The following is a 19,385-nucleotide window of genomic DNA, read 5'->3' as shown; positions in this document are numbered from 1 at the left end:
TTCCCCAATGAGCGATAGTTGTGTCAAACTGATCGCCATCGGCAATGTCGGCGGGGATGTCTCGAATGTCGCCCCAATGTGCGATGTTTGTGTCTATCGTGTTCGGCTCGAAGTCGTCGCCATCGGCGATGTCGGCGGGTATGTCTCGAATGTCGCCCCAGTGTGCGATATTTGTGTCTATCGTGTTGGCCTCGAAATCGTCGCCATCGGCAATGTCTGCGGGAATATCTCGAACAGAATCCCAATGTGCGATCATCGTATCCTGCGTGCCGATCACTTCGTCGATGAAATCGGTTTCGACCGGGTCGCTCGAAAGGCGAAGCTTCCAAACCTTCGCATTCGTTCCGGCATCGAAATCATCAGGGCGAATGACAAGCGGCGAATCTTCTGCATCCGTTCCGGCTGTCAGACAATAAGTTCTCGTTTGGGAGCCATCGAAAACAAATATCAATGAGCCGATGCTTAAGCCGTTAGTCCTGACTCCGTCGAGATCAGCCGCACCGCCTCCAGTTAGGTCTGTCAACTGCGGTGGATTGAAAATATTGTTGTATTGTTGCCCAAAGGCGAATGCAACGAATAACAAAACAATCAGCAATCGCAGGTTTTTCATTTTAGCTTCCTTTGTGCTATTTGATTAATGCTTTACGCCAAGTTCATATTTCAAAATAAGTCGTTGCTCGCCCGCCGTCAAGCCTTTTCACTTTTTCTCCAACCACCCATGGCCTTTTTCTTGCTTGAATTGGTTGGTTAGTTTTATTTCGCGGGTGGCACCTGTGGTGTCGCGCGGGCCGCGAAATATTGTTTCAATTTGGGCGGGCGGTTGTAGGGGCGGTTCGAGAACCGCCCGATCCGCCACGGGTCGTTCGCGAACAACCCCTGCGCTGGTTTCCAAATCGGGGTTGGGAATGATGGGCGCGGGTGCGTGCTTGGTATGTCGGTTTATGTTCTTGCATAATTATTACCTAAACGCAAACTAATATGCTTTATTTAGAAATGCAAGCGAAAAATTCGTTTTTACGGGAGTTTTTTCGGGTTCCGGTATAGATGCCTGTGGGTTTTTTCTCCAGTAATGCCGGGGATTCGAGTTCTTTAAGTAATTTAAATACGGCACCTGCCAGGTTGCCCTGTTCGCGTTCGAGTTCTTCAAGGCGGCTTCGGGGTGACACACGGTCGGCCGAGCCGACTGTCGTCTTGCTCGACGCGGAGCGCGACTCGCCGTGGGCGCAAGATTTCCTCGCCCTCCCTTCGACAAGCTCAGGACAACGCCTCGCAACAACCTCGACAACCCATTTAGTCATTTGACATTTAGATTTTGTCATTAAAACGGGCGGACATACAGGTCCGCCCCCGCCCCTACTCTTATTCCCCCGCGATCCCCCCGGCATAAATGCCCGCTAGCGTGCCATCGGAGGTCGCGCCGGTTATCTGACGGATCTGCTTGGCACAGATATCGCCGGCGGCAAAGAGGCCAGGCGTCGAGGTCTGCATGCGCTCGTTGGTGATGATATACCCCCCCTTGTCGAACTGCGCGAGATCGCCCATAAATCCCGCATTCGGCACGAACCCGGCATAAACAAAAACCCCGGCGACATCGAGCTTCTGCGCCTCGTGGCGCGTGCGGCCCTTGATTGTTATCGACTCGACAAATTCGGCGCCGTTTATCGAGGTCACCTCGTGGTTGGCAATAAACCGCACCTTGCCGGTCTCGTGAAGGCGCTTCTGCAATATCTTTGACCCGGGTATATATGGTAGAAATTCCACGAATTTAATACTTTTCGCGAACTTTAACAAAAACTCGCCCTCCTGAAGGCCAGAGTTACCGCCGCCGATAATCGCGATGTCCATCCCAGCAAAAAACGGGCCGTCGCAGATGCCGCAGTAAGACACCCCACGCCCGCGAAGCCGCTCCTCACCCTCGATGCCAAGCGATTTCGGCGCCGATCCCGAGGCCACGATGACCGTCTTAGATCTATAAACCCCAGAGTCTGTCGCGACAGTGAAAAAACCTTCTTCTTTCTTCAACGACTTCACCTCAGCGAACTCGGTTAGCTTCGCGCCAAAACGAAGCGCCTGCGCTTTCATGCGCTCCATAAGCTCTGTCCCAGGAATAGCCTTAGGAAAACCGGGGTAATTCTCGATGAGGTGTGTTGTTATTGGAAGCCCGCCAGCCGCGGCCTTTTCCAAAATTAGGGTTTTATGAAGCTCCCGTGAAGTATAAATCGCGGAAGTAAGCCCCGCCGGTCCCGCACCAATTATAAGAACATCGTTCATTTCTTCGCTCATATCAACCATCCTTTAAATTAGCTTTCTAAATGCATTAATTATCACAAATTTACAAATTAAATTAAGCCACATCTTTTAAAAATCAAGGGCTTTAAGTTTCAGTATTATGCGAAAATGTGAGAAATGCGCGCGCAAACCTCTTAGTATTAATTCAAGCAAAAAATCTCCTTCATACCAATTAGTTATCTTGTCATAGCGCTCCTAATATGACACAATACCCCTTTCATGATGACTAAAGCTTATATTCTCAAATCACAATTCCAAATCGATAAGGGGGGCGTCGGATTTTTTCGTTGAAAGGAAAGCTAGCTTTCATTCAACGAAAAAATCAGTGGGAGGCCGGAACTGAAATTATACTTGGATGCTCGATCTTGGGCCGGCCTCACGCTAGCCTTCGAGACCTCAAGTCGAGAAGGCCGACGCCCCCCTCTCATCGGCGGAAGAAAAATTCACTTAATTAAACAAAGAAAGGACAACTACAATCTTCCTATGTAATAATCCCGATTGCCAGCTTTTTGTTGAAAAAAAGAGAAATATTAATATTCTTAATAGTTAAATTTGTTTATTCAAAGGTGTTGGCTTGAAAAAAATATTTCTGGTAATATGTATATTAGCTTTTACTTTAATGGGGTTTATTAATCCGGATTTTATCGAGTTCGATCCCGTTTTTGAACCAAACATTCAATATGCTAATTTAGATGATGGGGTTTATTCCTTCAAAGAAGGGATAGAATCCGCCGTAGGTTTTTTCCCTAAATCATCAATTTATATAGAGGGTAGCGATTCAATATCAATCTCCAATTCGTGTATCGAGTTCGTGGATGATAATCCGGATATCTTCGTTGTCCCTTCCGAAGAACTTACTTTACTTAGAGCTGCTAACCGCCTTAATCGCTGGTGGATAACCTTTGCGCAAACACATGATGGCATTATCGTCGAGGATGGAAGAGTGGATTTTCGTATATTCGGCTCCGGGAAGTTGGCATTTTGCGGCGCGAATATTGTCTCGACCTTCGAATCTTCCCGACCCTCGGTTTCGCTTAATTCGGCTATCGAATCGATTGAGCGGGAATATCTCTTCGGAGGAACATTAATATCTTGGGACCTAGTCTATTGGCCGGATTACAATCCCGAAGGCACAATCGGGCGATTGGCTTGGAGAATAGATATATTCCAAAGCCCGGAGAAGCAATTCCGTTTTTATATTGCCGCTAAGGATTCTAAACCCTTGTTCCATTATAGCTTAGTCCAGTTCTACGATGTATGGGGTTCGGCCTCGATCGAGTATCTTCCTCGATTCTTTGATGATTCTCTTGTGACCGGCCCTTACCAATACGGAGAGATCGGTCTCGGTTTTTCGCCAATTGTAGCATCCGATAATTACGGCGCATATTCCGTGTCATCATATTCCACAACGAATCTTCCACTCAGAGCACGCCTTCGTGGAGAATGGGCCGATGTCGAAGACATAGAAGATGAAAATGGCCTTTATGAATTTTGGCTTCGGCCTCCATCAGAACATACTTTCGTCTTTTCAACAGAATTCGCTGATACTGATGAGATAAATTTATATTATCACACAACCTATATTCATGAATTCTATGAAACCATCGATCCTGCGATGACAGCCCTCGACTATCCTGTGCCGGCCAGGGCAGGTATTGAAAGCACACCAGAAAACGCCTTTTGGGATGGTTATGGCACGAACTATGGCTCCGGTGGTTCATCGATGAGAAACTTTGCACTATTTTCAAATATAATATATCATGAATATTCTCACGGTATTACAGGTTGGCTATACGAGGGAGTCTATTTCCCCTATTCAGGACAACCTGGGGCAATGAATGAAGCATTTAGTGATTATTTTGCAGCAACTAACCTCGATGATCCGAGAATTGGTTTCAAAACCCCGCGATACGGCCAAATCATGTTCCGAACAATGAACAACAACCTGCGAATGCCAGGCGATTGGTCGGGAGAAGTCCATGCCGATGGACGGATTTTCGGCGGTGCACTTTGGGATTTACGCGAAAAAATCAATGTTCCGGAAGCGGATTCAATTATACACTTCACGAGATATGCAATGCCTAACACCTTCAATGGTTTTGTGCCAGAGGCACTTTTCACCGATGATGATGACGATGACTTTTCCAACGGTTCGCCGAACTGCGTCTCAATATTCGAGGCCTTTGCCGAACATGGCATCGGCCCCGGCTATTTCCCACAAGTCGAGATGAAATATGATGTTGTCGAGTTAGGCGATGGCGATGGTTTTTATGAAGCAGGAGAATCGCTGGCTATTTACCCTACTGTTATCGCGGACGGAAGTTTTGCATGGCCGAACATCGTCAATCTTGAATACACAATAGACCTCGATGAGGAAATGGGGATTAATATTGTATTTCCCGAAATACCCTTTGATTCGGTTATCGAATCAGGAGATACATCCATCGGTTCACCAATATTGCTTTCCGTAACCGATATCGACACTGCCTTTTTCGCCGATGTTGTGATCTCGTATTCTGCATTGAACATCACCACCGAAATAGCCGACACCTTCCGTTTCTTATTTGGATTCCCTCAAGCCCTAATTATCGATGATAGCCCGGATGCTGCTGGCCGAAATATCAAGTATATTGCAGGGGCATTAGACAAAATAGGTGTCACCTATTTCGCGCACAGGACTCTTAGTGGTGATATTCCCGAGAACCTTGAGGAATTTGACCTCGTAATCTGGTTTACCGGTGACGATACATCAGGGACCTCAATCAGTCCATCTGACACAGCAGTGATGGCTGGTTACCTCAGCGCAGGAGGAAACCTGCTACTCTCTGGTCAAAATATGACATGGCAACTCGATTCGATTTTTCTAAATACACACTTCGGGGCTACACATAAAAGCATGTCTGGTGGCCTAAGTGTGAAAGGAATATCCTCCGGTGGTTTCTTTGAAGATTACGAGAACATCTATCTTTTTGGCACTCAGGGCGCAAATAATCAACGCAAGCTGACATCGATTTCGCCCTCACGCGCTGAAGCTATAGCCAAATATCTTATTGGCGACACTTGTGCTGTTATTCACAGCGATGGCATTAGCAAAACTGCATTATTTTCTTTTGGTATTGAGAGCATTGGTGGCAATTCATCCTCAGTGAGCCTTGCTGAACTGCTTTTCCGTTTGATGAGCTGGTTTGAGATACCAATGTCCACAGAAGAAGAACCAATTCAACCCTGCGATTTAGAAATCGTTAGGATTTCACCTAATCCTTTTAATTCCAGATGTCTGATCAAAGGGCCAAAGGGCATCGATAAAATTGAAATATTCGATCTTACCGGTCGAATTGTCGCTGTTCACTCGATCTTCACAAGTAAAAATCAAGAGCTAATATGGGATGGCAGGGATTCACATGGGGAGGATTGCCCTTCTGGGACCTATCTTGTGAAGTGCACGGCTAATTCAACTATCTATACATCTAAAGCGGTGCTAATCCGATGAACCGAGATATTCTGGATAGACTCGATTTTGCGAAGGAGACTGCTATAAAGGCTGGAGAGATTCTCGCCAAAAACTTCGGCGGAAGACATAAAGGGACAATGAAATCCTCCCGCGAAGTGGTCACTGAAACGGACCTTGAATCGGAAAGATACATATTAAATGCTATCGAAAATCGTTATGGCGAACCAGTCCTCAGCGAAGAATCCAATCCAAATACTGACACAAAAGGCCCACTTTGGATAGTAGATCCTCTGGATGGAACAAACAACTTCGCAGCCGGTATCCCTTTCTTCGCAGTAATAATTTCGTTCGCTATCGACAGCTCGACAAAATTGGGGGTTATATATGAACCACTGAGAAAGGAGCTTTTTTGGTCTGACGGCATTCTTTCGTATCTTGGTGAATCTCGAATAAATATAAGCAACACTGAAAAGCTAGGTGATTGCATAGCCGCTACCGGTTTCCCTTATTTGCGCGGCTTGGGGACTAATTCGAACCTAGAAAATTTTGTTCGGATAACTATGGCGGTGCGTGGAATACGTCGTATTGGAAGCGCCGGTCTGGATTTGGCATACACTGCCGCCGGAAGATTCGATATTTACTGGGAATTGGGCCTCAAGCCGTGGGATATAAGCGCCGGGGAACTTATTGTTCGTTGTGCAGGTGGAAAAACCGGTCGCTTCGACGGTTCGCCATGGTCATTGGGAATGCAAGCAATACTCGCATCAAATCCGCAAATCTTTAATTATGTTTCAAATATACTTTCTTGTGAATAAAAGGTCTTTCAAACAGAGGGTCATATTGCTTTTAGCTGGAACAATCGTTCCGTTTGCAATTTATTTGCTTGCTTTAACCTGGCGGGTCACATATAAAGGTAAGAAATATGAAAACGACGTTGGAAACCCATTAATATGGGCATTTTGGCACTCTAGGTTGCTACCACTTTTGTTTTATTACAGAAATATGGATATTGTCGTGTTAGTTTCACAGAGTTTTGATGGAGAGGTTATTACAAAAGCTATGAACTGCTTCGGTTTTAGAACTGTCAGAGGAAGCTCCACTCGAGGAGGAATGAGGGGTTTTATTGGCATGATAGACAAGCTTAAATCGGGTTGCCGTGTAGCATTCACCCCCGATGGTCCGCTTGGTCCGCGTGAAAGAGTGAAACTGGGTGTTTCAGCAGCATCGATAAAATCCGGTGCACCGATTATTGCTGCTGAAATCAGCGCTAGCAGAAGTTGGTTTCTCAAATCATGGGATAGATTCATGATTCCCAAACCATTTGCAAAGATATATATAACCCTCTCTGAACCGATATATCCCAAGAACTTTGATAATCAAGAACTGACTGAGATACTTCAACAAAGGCTCGACGATATATCGTCGAAACAACCCGAAGCAATTTAAAGATGATTATAATTATTTGGAATACACTATTAGCGCTTGCAATACTCCTAACATGGCCATTTGCTATACCTTTCGCTTTGCTTGGAAAACATCGCCTCTTGTGCCGTATGGGATTTGTGCCACGGATAAACAGAAAATCCGTGTGGATTCATGCGGCGAGTGTTGGAGAGGTAGGTGTTGCAATATCGATTAGGGACATTCTCTATAATATCGATCCCAATCAAAATATTTTTATAACTGCAGTCACAAAAATGGGTCTCAGAAGACTGCAAACAGCCGCAACACCAAAAGACAAGTCTTGTGCTTTTCCCCTGGATTTTCGCCCCTTCATATGGAATGCTTTCAATAGAGCCAACCCCAAGATATTGATAGTAATTGAAACGGAGCTCTGGCCGAACCTTCTCACTGAAGCTAAGCGAAGGCAAATACCTGCCATACTTTTAAATGGGCGCATCAGCAATTCAACTCTTTCCTGGGCAAAACGCTATCCGAAAACTTTCAACAGTATTACCAGTTGTTTCAAGCTTTTTTTAATGAAGTCTGAAACCGATGCTGCGAACCTCCTCGATACCGGTGTCGAGCCAAAAAAGGTGAGGACGATAGGCAACCTCAAATTTGCAGGTATCCCTTCAACTAGAGTGAAGTTCGAGCGATATGAATACCCAACCGTAGTCTTCGGAAGCGCTAGACCCGACGAGTTCGAACAGATAGCTTGCGCTTGCAAATCGATTAAAAGCAGGATAAAAAATCCTCTTTTCATAGTCGCTCCGAGACATCTCAATACCATTGCTCAGGCTCGTACTATCCTAAACCGCCACGGTCTCTCCACCACTCGAAGAAGTTTAAAGCCATCGCCCGGCGATGCCGATGTTTATCTTATAGACACAATTGGTGAGCTTCTTGGCTTTTATGCTATCGCGGATGTTGCCTTTGTTGGTGGAACACTTGCCGACTACGGTGGCCACAATCCTCTTGAACCTGCTTTTTATGCAAAACCCGTTGTTGTTGGACCTTATACTTCATCGAATCGCGAGGCTTATGAAATACTTCTTAAAGGTGGAGGTGCTGTCGAAGTCCATAATTCTGAAGAACTTGCCGATGAGATTTGCAGGCTTCTCGAAAACGACAAGGAGCGCCTAGCTATCGGCCAAACAGCGTATAAACTAGTAAACGATATGAGAGATATAGTAGATTGTTACGAAGAAGAAATCAAAAGCCTTTATAAAAATCTATGAGATGTTTTTTTGCTCCCATAGCATGCCTTTTCGCCTTCTTTAGCTATTTGAGATGGTTGCTATATCGTGTGGGGATTAAGCGGCATAAATCTCTCGATGCTCCTGTGATCTCTGTTGGGAATCTGGCCATGGGGGGCACTGGTAAAACACCATTTACTATCTGGCTTGCCGACAAACTTCAATCCCTCGGCTATTCACCGGTGATCTTGACTCGTGGATATGGAAGGACTCATAAAGAGAGAATGATCCTTATTGGCGATACTACAACAGCTCGTATTGCAGGTGATGAACCAGCATTAATAGCGCAAAAACTTCCAGATACACCTATTGTTGTCCACCCAAATAGGTTTGAATCCGCAAGGGAAATCGGTAACGAAAAAGGCAGGATTTTCATTCTTGATGATGGCTTCCAGCATATACAACTCGCTCGCGATGTAGATATTTTGCTTTTGCCCTCCGAAGACCCTTTCTCGGGTGAGCATTTCTTTCCATGGGGAAACCTTCGGGACGGTCTATGGCGATTGAAAGAGGCCTCCGCTATTATCCTTATGGGTGAAACCGAAAAAATTCCACCGGAATTAGCATCTTTATCATGCTCCGTTCAAACATTTTCTGGGAAAAAAATATTCGCGGGCATTAGAACCTTAGTTGGCAAAAATGTATCGCCTAACATCCTAAAAAACCAAAACATCCTTCTGTTTGCTGGTTTAGGAGCACCCTCGAGCTTTTATTCAACAATCGTTGAAACCGGAGCAAATATACGGGGAACCTATTGGTTCAAAGACCATCATATATATACGGCTAAAGATATCTCGGCCATCGAGCATCGCGCGGAGGAATACGATGCTGATTTATTGGTGACCACAGAAAAGGATGCTATACGCTTAACCGGCATGTCTTCAAGATTGGAGATATATGTCGTTGATATAGAATTGACAATTACCAGAGAAGCGGATTTAATCGATCTTATTACGAGTAAATTGAATATTAAAAAAGGATAAAATTGTGTTGCTAAAGGATTACTGCAAACTCAGCAATGATGAATTAGAAGACATCATAGCCATCGAAAAAAAGGCGCATGATACTGTTATTCTGGCCCATAACTACGTTCGTGATGAGGTTCAGCGAGTTGCTGATTTCCTTGGCGACAGTCTCGAGCTATCTAGAAGAGCCGCTCGAGTTTCTGAAAAAACGATAGTTTTTTGCGGAGTATATTTTATGGCCGAGACTGCCAAGATTCTCTCGCCTGAAAAGCGTGTTCTTATTCCGGATGCTACCGCCGGCTGTCCGCTCGCCGCCAGTGCCACAATGGGGGATGTTCTCAAGCTTCGAGAGCAATATCCTAAACACGCGTTCGTGGCCTATGTTAACACATCCGCTGAAGTAAAAGCTGCTGTCGATTTATGTTGCACCAGCGCTAACGCCCTCGATATTGTTAAATCGCTAGGAGATAGGCCAGTCGTGTTCCTCCCAGACATGAATCTCGGCGCCTATATAAAACGACAACTCGCCAAAGAAAACATGGTTCTTTGGAGCGGCGGATGTTATGTTCATCAATTCATCACCCTTGAGGATATGATCAGGGCACGCAAAGATTATCCCCGCTGGACAATCATCGTTCATCCAGAATGCACACCTGCGGTTACCGAGACCGCCGATGTCGTTGCATCGACCGGCGGGATGCTCCATTGGGTTGCTGACCATGACAATCCTGTTCTTCTCGGGACTGAAATAGGTATGGTAGAAAGAATTAAACGCGAAATGCCGGAGAAAAAGGTCGAGCCTTTGAAAAACTCCGCCGTGTGTTATAATATGAAGCAATTATCTTTGCCTAAACTTGCCCGATCTGTCAAAGAAGGGATTTACGAAGTGACAATCGAATCTGAAATATTGCATTCGGCCTTCGATTCTATAAGCAAAATGATATCCATAGGATAAAAAAACCAGAGGAGGAACATGAAGCAAGTCTATCGATTTATTTTACTAATCATTTGTTTGGCCTTATTTAATATATCTTGTTGCGATAATAGGGCTGAGACACAAATATTAGAAACGGGCATTTCTGAACTTAAATGCAGTAAAAATGTAGCTATTGCTGCTGTGAAAATTGCCTCTTCTGGTCTCGGTGCCCTGCTTACAAATATCGAGGATGAAACCGAGAAAATTGAGATCATTCGCGCGTTTATCGCTCCTGTTCGTTTTTACGATGACAAATCAGGCTATTTCTATGTTTATGATACTACATGCGTTAATATCGCACATGCCACACAGCTCGATCTCGTCGGAAAAGATCTCAAAGACTACAAGGATTCCAAAGGCAAATATGTCATAAGAGAACTTGCCGCTATGGCACAAACTGGAGGAGGTTTTGTGAAATATTACTGGAACAATCCAAACACCTCTACCGAGGATCCTAAAATAGGCTATGTCGAGATGATACCCGGCACTCCCTATTTTATCGGTGATGGAGTTTATATTCCGAAGTGAGATATTTCGGGCTTGGTTTTGTGCTCTAGATTACACACTGGTGCCATAAATTGACTGTTTCGGGAGAAATTATATAATTCCTCCAAACAACTGTTTTATTTATAGTTTCGAATTGATTCTATAATCGCGATTTCGCTCTCGAAACTATGGAATTCCACATAAGGAATGTTTTGGTTCATGAATCAGCCTAAAGCTAACCGCTTTTTCCATTTCATGTGGCCAATTAGCATGGATAAGATTATTGAACCGGCGCCAATTAATTCCCATCCACTCATTCCAAAACCTGCAAAAGCCCAAGCAAATCCTGCAGCAAATATCGGTTCGGCTATATAGATAAGTGAAGCGCGAGGAGTGGTAGTAAATCTTTGTGCAAACATCTGAAGACCGAGAGCGCCGGAGGACGCTATTGCTCCGAGGTATATTAATCCAATTATATTGAGTGGCTCCCAAGATATACCATAATTGGACTGAAAAAGCGTCCCTACAGTCGAAAGAACAGCTATAACCGCAAACTGAAGCACAGTAAGCCATTTCCAATCCCCGTGCTCTGAATAAACCTGAATTCCCACGATTTGGAATGTGTAACTGAATGCTGAAAGAAGAGTAATTTTATCTCCAAAATTGATTGAAGATATGCTTTGGCCCACACCCGATATTGCCCATAAACCGAACGCAGCCGGAATTAAGGCTATCCAAACAGCCAGTGGAATATGCTTTCTTTCCCAGAGTTTAGATACCATCGGCACAAAAAGGATAAACAGCGACGTAATAAAACCGCTTTTAGCGGGGGTTGTGTGAACAAGTCCTAAAGTCTGGAAAAAATAGCCCCCAAAGGCAGCTAGACCAATTATTATGCCTCCGACAAGATCATGTTTCGAGGGCATATTCCTGGGCCGAAAAATGGCGAAAGACAGCAGAGTAGCTATTATGAACCGGAAAGAGAGCAGCCCGAATGGCGAATTAGCTTCACTTCCCACCAACAATTTGATAATAATAAAAGTCGAACCCCAAACTGCGGTGGTAATAACGAGTAATCCCTCTGCTTTGCTTTGCTTCATATAATTAACCCTAATGCGAATTAATTTATAGAAAACCCCTCGACAAAATTGCCGAGGGGGCTAACTCTTCAAATTTTCGGAGAGGCCGGGATTCGAACCCGGGATACCTTTCGGTATACACGATTTCCAGTCGTGCTCCTTCGGCCAGCTCGGACACCTCTCCAATGAAATTTTAAAAAACGCAATCGACAAAATCGATAGGCGAGCAAAATATATTCATACTGCCAATAGGACGCAAGCTAAATCTTATTCAGCCGCTTTTCGGCAACAAAATGAGATAGTTTCTCATTTCATCAACCCAATTTACTGGTTAAACGTTGACTTTTATAGGCCTTTTCGGTAAAATTCTATTTTAATTTTTCTATGGTGAAAGGGCTCGTATGAGCGTTAGAATAGCGATTTTGGGCGGTGGCCCAGCGGGTTATGTAGCCGCTATCCGTGCAGCCCAACTCGGCGCAGAAGTTACACTTATTGAAAAAGCAAATCTAGGTGGGGTATGCACAAACGTAGGATGCATACCTACAAAAACCTATTATCACTATGCTGAATTATTCAACGAGCTTAAAGAAGCCAAGAAGGAGAAGGTTTTCGAGGGTGAAATAACTTGCGATTGGCTTAGAATACTTCGTAAAAAAGATGCAATTATCAAACGCCTTGTAGCAGGAATAGGTTTCTTGATAAAAAAGAATAAAATCTCATTAATTCAAGGAACCGGTAAAATCCTCGACAAAGGGAAAGTCACAGCCATACAATCAAATGGTGAAACTATAGAGATTACCTGCGACGAAATCCTCGTAGCAACCGGTTCCAAACCTCGCTCTATCCCAATCGATGGCTGGGAAGGATCGGGTATATGGACGAACACCGAAGCGCTTTCGACTGAGAGAATTCCTCAAAGTATTATTATTGTCGGTGGCGGAGTTATTGGTTGTGAATTCGCTCATATTTTCTCGACATTTGGTTGCAAAGTAACGATTATCGAAGTTATGGAAAACCTACTTCCGGGGATTGACCCCGAGATAGTCGCAACAGTCACGAAAATTCTCGCGAAAAGCGGCGTTTCTATACGAACCGGCGTAGGCCTTACAAAAATCGAACGGACATCCGAAGGCATAATTGCCCATTCGAAAGATGAAAGCTTCGAGGCCGAAGAGATTCTCGGCGCGGTCGGAAGGCAATCTACCCCCCCTGATGGCATAGAGTTGGCTGGCGGGCATCTCGAAGGGGGACATCTTGTTGTCGATGAATGGACGAGGGCCGCAGACGGCATTTGGGGCGCGGGTGATGTCTGTGGAGCACCTTATTTAGCCCACTGGGCGAGCGCTATGGGTGAAACCTCTGTCGAGAACATTATGGGTGCGCAGCACAAACTCGACCCTGATGCCATTCCCGGGGCCTTTTTCACAGCAATCGAGGTCGGCACGATCGGTTTAACAGAACCTCAAGCCCGAGAACGATACGGAGATATAATAGTCGGGCATTTCCCATATCGGGCCAGCGGAAGGGCTAAAACTGCCGGGGCTACTGACGGTTTTTCCAAGGTTATAGCTGAGAAAAACGGCCGAATCGTTGGCATACATATTGCGGGAAAACAAGCTTCAGAGATGATTTCCGCAGCGAGTCTAACAGTCTCGCGCAAATTGACCATTGACGATTGGAAGAAAACAATTATCGCTCATCCAACGCTTGGCGAGATACTTAAAGAATCTGCCCTCGATGCGATGAACGAAGCTATACATATTTAATATTTGTTTTAAGGAGATACAAATGAAGGTTTACACTTCAATAACAATTTTACTTCTGGGTTTGTGCCTTGTCGTTTTTGGGGGAGGTAAACTCGGTTCATCACAGGCCGAAAAGCCAGCTTCAGACAAAACAACAGAAGAAGTTGTTCCAGTTGGCCCACAGCCAAAAATAGTCCTTCCAGAACAGAGTTTCGATTTTGGATTCTCTCCCGAAGGGTTCTTTCTAGTTCACCCCTTTATCATAAGAAATGAAGGCGAAGCCGACCTAATTATCGAGCGTGTGCGCACGACCTGTGGTTGCACGAGCGCGCCGCTTAAAAAAACCGAACTTGTCCCCGATGAAGAAACCGAAGTTTCGGTCATCTTCAACAGCACTCGCTACAAGTCTAGAACCTCTAAAGGAACGATCATCAGCTCGAATGATCTATTGAATCGCAGTGTTCGAGTAACATTCGCGGCAAACATGGATACAACTGGCCTTCCATTTGATATAGAACCTTTCGGATTGCAAATTGCTCAAGGTGATAAGCCTCCTAAAAAAATGGAATTTGAGGTGAAAAACAATAGCGAAATAAACTACGAGTTGGAATTAATCGATTATACCGCCGATGTTATTCAAAAACCAAAAATCGATCGCAAGGAACTAAAGGCTGGCAAAAAAACTACTGTCGAAGTATCTTTAAACGATGATTACGATTACGCTGCCAATTACATAAAAGCTTCCTTCACGGTTAAGGCTTCCGGCGAGAACCCGGTTATCTTTACGATACCTATCAAGGGTGCCGGCCCTAAATAAACACTAGAACTGAGGACGCATCCATTTGATGCGCAGATACCTTCAAATACTAATTTTACTGAGCCTGACTCTCTCGACGGCATTCGCTGGGAGAGTCACTCTTAATTTCTTTTATTCTCTAAGCTGTGAGCATTGCGCGGAAGTAAAGGAAGAAATCTTAGAACCGGCGATGGAAAAATATCCAGAGCTTCTCGATATTTCTTTTTACGAAATCGAAGAAAATATCGATAATTACGAGAAACTTATCGAGATGGAAGAAGAAATCGGGAAAACCGGAAACGAGATTCCTGTGATTTTCCTTGGCGATAGCGTTTTTGGTGGTGAAGAGGAATTCTTGCCCTATTTGACTAAACTCCTAATACAAGCAGAAAAATCTTCTAAACCGGACAAAGCCCCCTCTGAAGAAATAAAAGCGATCCCTACGACTTCCATTCAGACAACGAACGCTGTATCTCCAAAACAAGATACCGTTACTAAAATCCATACTGAAATAGATACGTTGCAATACCCTGTTTTTCTTGCCTATTTCTGGGAAACGGGTTGCCAGCATTGTTCACGCGTAACATATGATCTTCAACTCCTTAAGGAGCGCCATCCCACTCTGGAGGTTAGAGACTGGAATACTGATGAAAAAAAGGCAAAACTTTACGGTGAAGCTCTTGCTTTGAGATTCGGCATCGAGGAAAGATTGCATTTAGCCACACCGTCGGTATTTTTGGTAGATACAGCCTTTATCTCCGAGCAAATAAGCTTCCGTGCTATTGACGAGGCTATCTCGCGGCTCGAAAAAACGCAGGGCTTGGATACTGTATGGAATTTCAGTGATGATGAACTTGCGTCAGCTAATCAGGTTATAGTTGAGCGTTTTCGTGGTCTTGAGGCAGCTCCTGTAATTGCAGCAGGTCTTCTCGATGGTCTTAATCCATGTGCTTTTGGAGCGATAATATTCTTCGTTACTTTTCTTACTGTAGTCGAGCGCAAAAAGCGTGAAATCTTCTGGGTAGGTGTAGCCTTCACAACCTCGATATTCTTGACCTATTTGCTTATCGGCGCCGGTTTCCTTAAGTTTCTACAGGCCTTGCCATTTCTGCAGACCTTCGCTAAGTGGGTTTATGTCATCACAGGTGTCCTTGTTGTAGGGCTGGGATTACTCTCTATCTTCGATTTTTTCCGTAGCCTTAAAGGCCAATATAGCGACATGGTTCTTCAATTACCCGATAAACTTAAGAAGCGTATTCACCATGTTATCATCGCTGAGAACGAACCACGCGCTAGAAGAAACATCATTATTGCGGCAGCTAGCACCGGTTTTCTAGTTAGTATTCTTGAACTTGCATGCACCGGGCAGGTTTATCTTCCGACAATAATCTATGTTATGGGAGCGCCCGGGCTCAAAGCTAAGGCCTTTCTTTTCCTCGTACTCTATAACTTGATGTTTATTGTGCCGTTAATCATAGTTTTCGCGGTTGTTTTTTATGGCACTACTAGCGAGCAGTTAACAAATTTCTTAAAGCGGAATACTCCTATTATAAAGCTTCTAACTGCTGTTATATTTTTCACGATGGCTTTCTTTATGTGGCGCACGGTGTTAGGATCATAAAAAAGAGCGGCTTGAACCGCTCTCAAATACTCTCGATATTTCTTCCTTTTAAAATTGTCTAAGGAAACGCAGGTCGTTCTGGTATAAAAGGCGAATATCATCGATTCCGTGCCGGATCAGGGCAATACGCTCTAAGCCCATACCGAAGGCATAACCACTCCAAATCTCAGGGTCGTAACCAACCGCATGAAATACCTCGGGATCGACCATTCCAGCGCCAGAGATCTCGACCCAACCAGTACCCTTACACAATTTGCACCCCTTACCCTTGCAAATACACGAAAAATCATATTCTACACTTGGTTCTGTGAACGGGAAAAAATGTGGTCTGAAACGGATCTTGGTATCCGGGCCAAGTATCTCATGAGCAAATGACATAAGCACGCCCTTGAGATCGGCCATTGTTACATTCTTGTCCACATAAAGACCTTCACATTGCCAGAAGCTGATATAGTGCGTTGCGTCGATAGTATCTTTGCGATAACAACGACCCGGTGAAATTATCCTTACTGGAGGTTGCTGTGACAGCATTGTTCGGACTTGCACTGGACTCGTATGCGTTCTCAAAAGATAAGGGTTATCGTCCTCAGGACTGTAACCTTCGATGTAGAATGTATCCCCAATATCCCTGCTGGGATGATTTTGTGGAGTGTTAAGTGAATCGAAATTATGGAAAGCCGTGTCAATATCCGGCCCCTGCGCAACTGAAAAACCCATACCGTGGAATATCTCGATTATCTCTTCGAGAACTGCCATGAGAACATGGCGTTTTCCGAGATAACTCCGCCTTCCAGGAAGTGTAATATCTTCTGGAATTATTCGTTTGTCTCGAGCAGTCGTTTTTTTCTTCGGTTGTTTGGTGGACTTAACCTGCTCGATTCGCTCGTTAAACAATAATTCTAGGTCTTTCTTAAGTCGATTTACAGTCTGGCCAAAGATAGGTTTTTCTTCTGGAGACAGATCTTTCAGGCGCTTCATCATATTAGACAATTTACCCTTACGGCCGAGATAATCGGCGCGTATTCGATCAAGATCTACCTGAGATGCAGCCTCATTGAGGGCCGCCTTAACGGCGGCCTCAATTTTCTTTAATTCATCGAGCAAACCTCTCATAAGGTCTGTTTTGCAACTTGAGCTATTTTGGTGAAAGCTACTGGATCGGTAACTGCAATATAGGCCAGAGATTTTCTATCGAGAAGAACACCTGCCTTCTTTAGGCCGTGAATTAGCTTGCTGTATGTCATTCCTTCGGCCCTTGCAGCGGCGTTGATTCTTGCAATCCAAAGCCTGCGAAAATCGCGTTTCTTGGTTTTTCTGTGTTTATATGAAAATACCCACGCACGCTCGACAACTTCTCTGCTAGTGCGATAAAGTCTATGCCTCGAGCCGAAGTAACCGCTCGCTGCCTTAACATATTTTCTGCGCCGATTGTGTGACGCTACACTTCCTGTGCTTCTTGGCATGATTAACCTACTCTTATTTTATTTTACCGAGGGCTTTACGAACGCGATGAGCATCTGCCGTTCCGAGAACATTAGGGGTTCTTAGTGCGCGCTTTCGATTACCGCGCTTTCTGCGCCCAAAATGATTAGTTCCGGAGCGTTTATGAACCACCTTGTGGTTGGCGGTGATTTTAAACCTCTTCGCCACTGCCCTTTTTGTTTTTATCTTCCTTTTTTTCATTCTTTTCGCTCTCTTTCTTTTTTTGTTTAGCTAAAAAAGTCGCGATTTTCTTGGAATCAGGGGCGAGCATCATTGTCATCTGTTTGCCCTCGAGCTTGGATTGTTGTTCGATCCTCGATATATCTTCCAAATCGCGTCTGAGCTTATTCATAAGCTCATCACCCATTTCCACATGCGTGATTTCGCGCCCACGGAATTTTATCGTTAGCTTAACTCTGTCTTTGTTAAGGAGGAATCCGCGAATATGTTCCATTTTATATCCATAATCGTGGTCGGATATCTTCGCTGAAAACCTCATTTCCTTCATGGTTTGAGTATGTTGTTTCTTACGAACAGCTCGTGCTTTCTTAGATTTCTCGTATTTGAATTTCCCATAATCCATTATCCGGCAAACCGGAGGCCTGGAATTGGGTTGAACCTCGACCAAATCGAGACCCTTCTCGCGCGCCTTGTTTAATGCTTGATTTGTTGGGATAATCCCGATGAATTTTCCCTCGTCATCCACGAGGCGAACCTGAGGAATCCTAATCTGTTCGTTTACCCTTTCCGAATTACTTTGCTGTTGAGACATTCGGCCTTGCTGAACCTCCTTAAAAAAGTTACTCTGGTAGATTTCCTTCTTTATTCAATTTAACTATTATGTTCTCGATAGACATCGAGCCAAGATCGCCAATGCTGTGGCCCCTGAGGCTTACAGAATTGGAAGAGACTTCCCTTTCTCCAACAATAAGCATATAGGGCACTTTAGCCTTTTCTGCTTCACGAATACGATATCCCATGGTTTCCGGCCTGTCGTTAATTTCTGCGCGGACGCCAGATTTTAATAGTCTTGTTCTGACCGCTCTTGCGTAATCTGAGAATTTCTCTGATACCGGTATTACAACTGCCTGAACCGGTGCCAACCACACTGGGAAATTCCCCGCATAATGCTCGATTAGACAGGCAAAGAAACGCTCGAGGCTGCCGAGAAGAGCACGATGAACCATATATGGTTTTGCCTTATCGCCATTTTCATCTATGTAATAAATATTAAAGCGTTCCGGCTCATTAAAATCGAACTGGACCGTCGTTGTTTGCCATTCGCGGCCAAGGGCGTCTTTGACCTTAATGTCGATTTTCGGGCCGTAGAACGCACCGCCGCCTTCATCAATCTTCCAAGGAAGTCCAACTTTATCAAGCGCCGTGCGAAGTGCTTCGGTGGCCTTCTCCCACCTTTCCTCTTCACCGACAGAATGCTCGGGTTTAGTTGAAAGATAGATACCAAAATCCTCAAAACCGAAGCTTCGGAGAATACCGAGAGAAAATTTATATACGCCTACAATTTCGTTAAGCATCTGATCGGGAGTGCAGAAAATATGGGCATCGTCCATAGTGAAGCCACGAACACGAAGAAGTCCATGAAGAACGCCGCTGCGTTCATAGCGATAATCTGCGCCCAGCTCGCAATATCTAATCGGAAGCTCGCGATAGCTTCTGAGTTTGCTTTTATATATAGCTATATGGAACGGGCAATTCATCGGGCGAACAAAATACTTATCGCCCTCCTCGAAATCCATGGAGGGGAACATATTTTCGTTGTAAAATCCGAGGTGACC

At 44.6% G+C, this 19,385-nt stretch carries 19 protein-coding genes and 1 tRNA gene; 10 read left to right on the top strand and 10 right to left on the bottom strand.

Translation table 11 applies throughout. From position 1 onward, the window contains the following. The 3 genes from KAH81_02290 to KAH81_02280 all read right to left on the bottom strand — a co-directional run. Nucleotides 1-610, bottom strand: a 610-nt coding sequence (locus KAH81_02290) for a hypothetical protein (GenBank protein ID MCK5832475.1), incomplete at its 3' end; no start/stop codon positions are given. A gap of 373 nt (nt 611-983) precedes the next feature. Further along, on the bottom strand, nt 984-1,298 hold the full coding sequence (locus KAH81_02285) for a hypothetical protein (protein MCK5832474.1): 315 nt from the start codon (nt 1,296-1,298) through the stop codon (nt 984-986). Nucleotides 1,299-1,359: 61 nt separating this feature from the next. Next, a complete protein-coding gene (locus tag KAH81_02280) occupies nt 1,360-2,283 on the bottom strand; it encodes an FAD-dependent oxidoreductase (protein ID MCK5832473.1) in 924 nt (307 codons plus the stop codon). A 580-nt stretch (nt 2,284-2,863) separates the two neighbouring features. On the opposite strand from KAH81_02280, the gene KAH81_02275 reads away from it, so the two are divergent. From KAH81_02275 to KAH81_02245, 7 genes are read left to right on the top strand one after another with little or no spacing between them, the layout of a single operon-like run. Beyond that, nucleotides 2,864-5,779, top strand: a complete 2,916-nt coding sequence (locus tag KAH81_02275) for a T9SS type A sorting domain-containing protein (protein MCK5832472.1) — start codon at nt 2,864-2,866, stop codon at nt 5,777-5,779. Beyond that, nucleotides 5,776-6,555, top strand: coding sequence for an inositol monophosphatase (locus KAH81_02270; GenBank protein ID MCK5832471.1), 780 nt, complete (start codon nt 5,776-5,778; stop codon nt 6,553-6,555). The genes KAH81_02275 and KAH81_02270 overlap by 4 nt, the downstream gene beginning before the upstream one ends. Further along, on the top strand, nt 6,548-7,186 hold the full coding sequence (locus KAH81_02265; protein MCK5832470.1) for a lysophospholipid acyltransferase family protein: 639 nt from the start codon (nt 6,548-6,550) through the stop codon (nt 7,184-7,186). The genes KAH81_02270 and KAH81_02265 overlap by 8 nt, the downstream gene beginning before the upstream one ends. Before the next feature lie 2 nt (nt 7,187-7,188). Continuing rightward, nucleotides 7,189-8,421 (top strand): hypothetical protein, encoded by a 1,233-nt coding sequence (locus KAH81_02260; GenBank protein MCK5832469.1) that lies wholly within the window; start codon nt 7,189-7,191, stop codon nt 8,419-8,421. Beyond that, nucleotides 8,418-9,422: a tetraacyldisaccharide 4'-kinase gene (gene lpxK, locus KAH81_02255; protein ID MCK5832468.1), complete on the top strand. Its 1,005-nt coding sequence runs from the start codon at nt 8,418-8,420 to the stop codon at nt 9,420-9,422. The genes KAH81_02260 and lpxK overlap by 4 nt, the downstream gene beginning before the upstream one ends. 4 nt (nt 9,423-9,426) lie before the next feature. Continuing rightward, complete coding sequence (gene nadA, locus KAH81_02250; protein ID MCK5832467.1) at nt 9,427-10,359, top strand: quinolinate synthase NadA; 933 nt, start codon at nt 9,427-9,429, stop codon at nt 10,357-10,359. Nucleotides 10,360-10,377: 18 nt separating this feature from the next. Beyond that, nucleotides 10,378-10,908 carry a cache domain-containing protein gene (locus KAH81_02245; GenBank protein MCK5832466.1) on the top strand — a complete coding sequence of 177 codons (531 nt, stop codon included), beginning with the start codon at nt 10,378-10,380 and terminating at the stop codon, nt 10,906-10,908. Nucleotides 10,909-11,090: 182 nt separating this feature from the next. On the opposite strand, the gene KAH81_02240 is transcribed toward KAH81_02245, so the two are convergent. Both KAH81_02240 and KAH81_02235 read right to left on the bottom strand, forming a co-directional pair. Next, on the bottom strand, nt 11,091-11,966 hold the full coding sequence (locus KAH81_02240; GenBank protein MCK5832465.1) for a DMT family transporter: 876 nt from the start codon (nt 11,964-11,966) through the stop codon (nt 11,091-11,093). A gap of 77 nt (nt 11,967-12,043) precedes the next feature. Beyond that, a tRNA-Ser gene (locus KAH81_02235) sits at nt 12,044-12,129 on the bottom strand. Between the two features lie 217 nt (nt 12,130-12,346). Between KAH81_02235 and lpdA the strand changes: the two genes are divergently transcribed. From lpdA to KAH81_02220, 3 genes are read left to right on the top strand one after another with little or no spacing between them, the layout of a single operon-like run. Beyond that, complete coding sequence (gene lpdA, locus KAH81_02230; protein MCK5832464.1) at nt 12,347-13,711, top strand: dihydrolipoyl dehydrogenase; 1,365 nt, start codon at nt 12,347-12,349, stop codon at nt 13,709-13,711. Between the two features lie 22 nt (nt 13,712-13,733). Then, entirely contained in the window at nt 13,734-14,507 is a 774-nt protein-coding gene (locus KAH81_02225) for a DUF1573 domain-containing protein (GenBank protein MCK5832463.1), read from the top strand. A gap of 28 nt (nt 14,508-14,535) precedes the next feature. Continuing rightward, nucleotides 14,536-16,107: a hypothetical protein gene (locus KAH81_02220; GenBank protein MCK5832462.1), complete on the top strand. Its 1,572-nt coding sequence runs from the start codon at nt 14,536-14,538 to the stop codon at nt 16,105-16,107. A gap of 48 nt (nt 16,108-16,155) precedes the next feature. On the opposite strand, the gene pheS is transcribed toward KAH81_02220, so the two are convergent. From pheS to thrS, 5 genes are all read right to left on the bottom strand, one after another. Continuing rightward, on the bottom strand, nt 16,156-17,220 hold the full coding sequence (pheS, locus tag KAH81_02215; GenBank protein ID MCK5832461.1) for a phenylalanine--tRNA ligase subunit alpha: 1,065 nt from the start codon (nt 17,218-17,220) through the stop codon (nt 16,156-16,158). Continuing rightward, entirely contained in the window at nt 17,217-17,570 is a 354-nt protein-coding gene (gene rplT / locus KAH81_02210; protein ID MCK5832460.1) for a 50S ribosomal protein L20, read from the bottom strand. The genes pheS and rplT overlap by 4 nt, the downstream gene beginning before the upstream one ends. Before the next feature lie 13 nt (nt 17,571-17,583). Then, nucleotides 17,584-17,790 carry a 50S ribosomal protein L35 gene (gene rpmI / locus KAH81_02205; protein MCK5832459.1) on the bottom strand — a complete coding sequence of 69 codons (207 nt, stop codon included), beginning with the start codon at nt 17,788-17,790 and terminating at the stop codon, nt 17,584-17,586. Continuing rightward, the gene (gene infC / locus KAH81_02200; protein MCK5832458.1) at nt 17,741-18,361 is read right to left on the bottom strand and encodes a translation initiation factor IF-3; all 621 of its coding nucleotides are present in this window, start codon (nt 18,359-18,361) and stop codon (nt 17,741-17,743) included. Before infC ends, rpmI begins: the two co-directional genes overlap by 50 nt. Before the next feature lie 28 nt (nt 18,362-18,389). Next, on the bottom strand, nt 18,390-19,385 hold a 996-nt coding region (gene thrS, locus KAH81_02195; protein MCK5832457.1), incomplete at its 5' end, for a threonine--tRNA ligase.

The organism is bacterium (genome assembly GCA_023145965.1).
Lineage (GTDB): Bacteria > UBP14 > UBA6098 > UBA6098 > UBA6098 > UBA6098.
This window is presented reverse-complemented; position numbering and strand designations above follow the sequence as displayed.

Excerpts from the sequence above, each read along its gene's own strand:
- KAH81_02225 (MCK5832463.1), top strand. The coding sequence starts at position 13,734 with ATGAAGGTTTACACTTCAATAACAATTTTACTTCTGGGTTTGTGCCTT.
- pheS (MCK5832461.1), bottom strand. The coding sequence starts at position 17,220 with ATGAGAGGTTTGCTCGATGAATTAAAGAAAATTGAGGCCGCCGTTAAG.
- KAH81_02270 (MCK5832471.1), top strand. The coding sequence starts at position 5,776 with ATGAACCGAGATATTCTGGATAGACTCGATTTTGCGAAGGAGACTGCT.
- infC (MCK5832458.1), bottom strand. The coding sequence starts at position 18,361 with ATGTCTCAACAGCAAAGTAATTCGGAAAGGGTAAACGAACAGATTAGG.
- KAH81_02240 (MCK5832465.1), bottom strand. The coding sequence starts at position 11,966 with ATGAAGCAAAGCAAAGCAGAGGGATTACTCGTTATTACCACCGCAGTT.
- rplT (MCK5832460.1), bottom strand. The coding sequence starts at position 17,570 with ATGCCAAGAAGCACAGGAAGTGTAGCGTCACACAATCGGCGCAGAAAA.
- KAH81_02220 (MCK5832462.1), top strand. The coding sequence starts at position 14,536 with ATGCGCAGATACCTTCAAATACTAATTTTACTGAGCCTGACTCTCTCG.
- lpdA (MCK5832464.1), top strand. The coding sequence starts at position 12,347 with ATGAGCGTTAGAATAGCGATTTTGGGCGGTGGCCCAGCGGGTTATGTA.
- rpmI (MCK5832459.1), bottom strand. The coding sequence starts at position 17,790 with ATGAAAAAAAGGAAGATAAAAACAAAAAGGGCAGTGGCGAAGAGGTTT.
- KAH81_02260 (MCK5832469.1), top strand. The coding sequence starts at position 7,189 with ATGATTATAATTATTTGGAATACACTATTAGCGCTTGCAATACTCCTA.
- lpxK (MCK5832468.1), top strand. The coding sequence starts at position 8,418 with ATGAGATGTTTTTTTGCTCCCATAGCATGCCTTTTCGCCTTCTTTAGC.
- KAH81_02245 (MCK5832466.1), top strand. The coding sequence starts at position 10,378 with ATGAAGCAAGTCTATCGATTTATTTTACTAATCATTTGTTTGGCCTTA.
- KAH81_02285 (MCK5832474.1), bottom strand. The coding sequence starts at position 1,298 with ATGACTAAATGGGTTGTCGAGGTTGTTGCGAGGCGTTGTCCTGAGCTT.
- KAH81_02280 (MCK5832473.1), bottom strand. The coding sequence starts at position 2,283 with ATGAGCGAAGAAATGAACGATGTTCTTATAATTGGTGCGGGACCGGCG.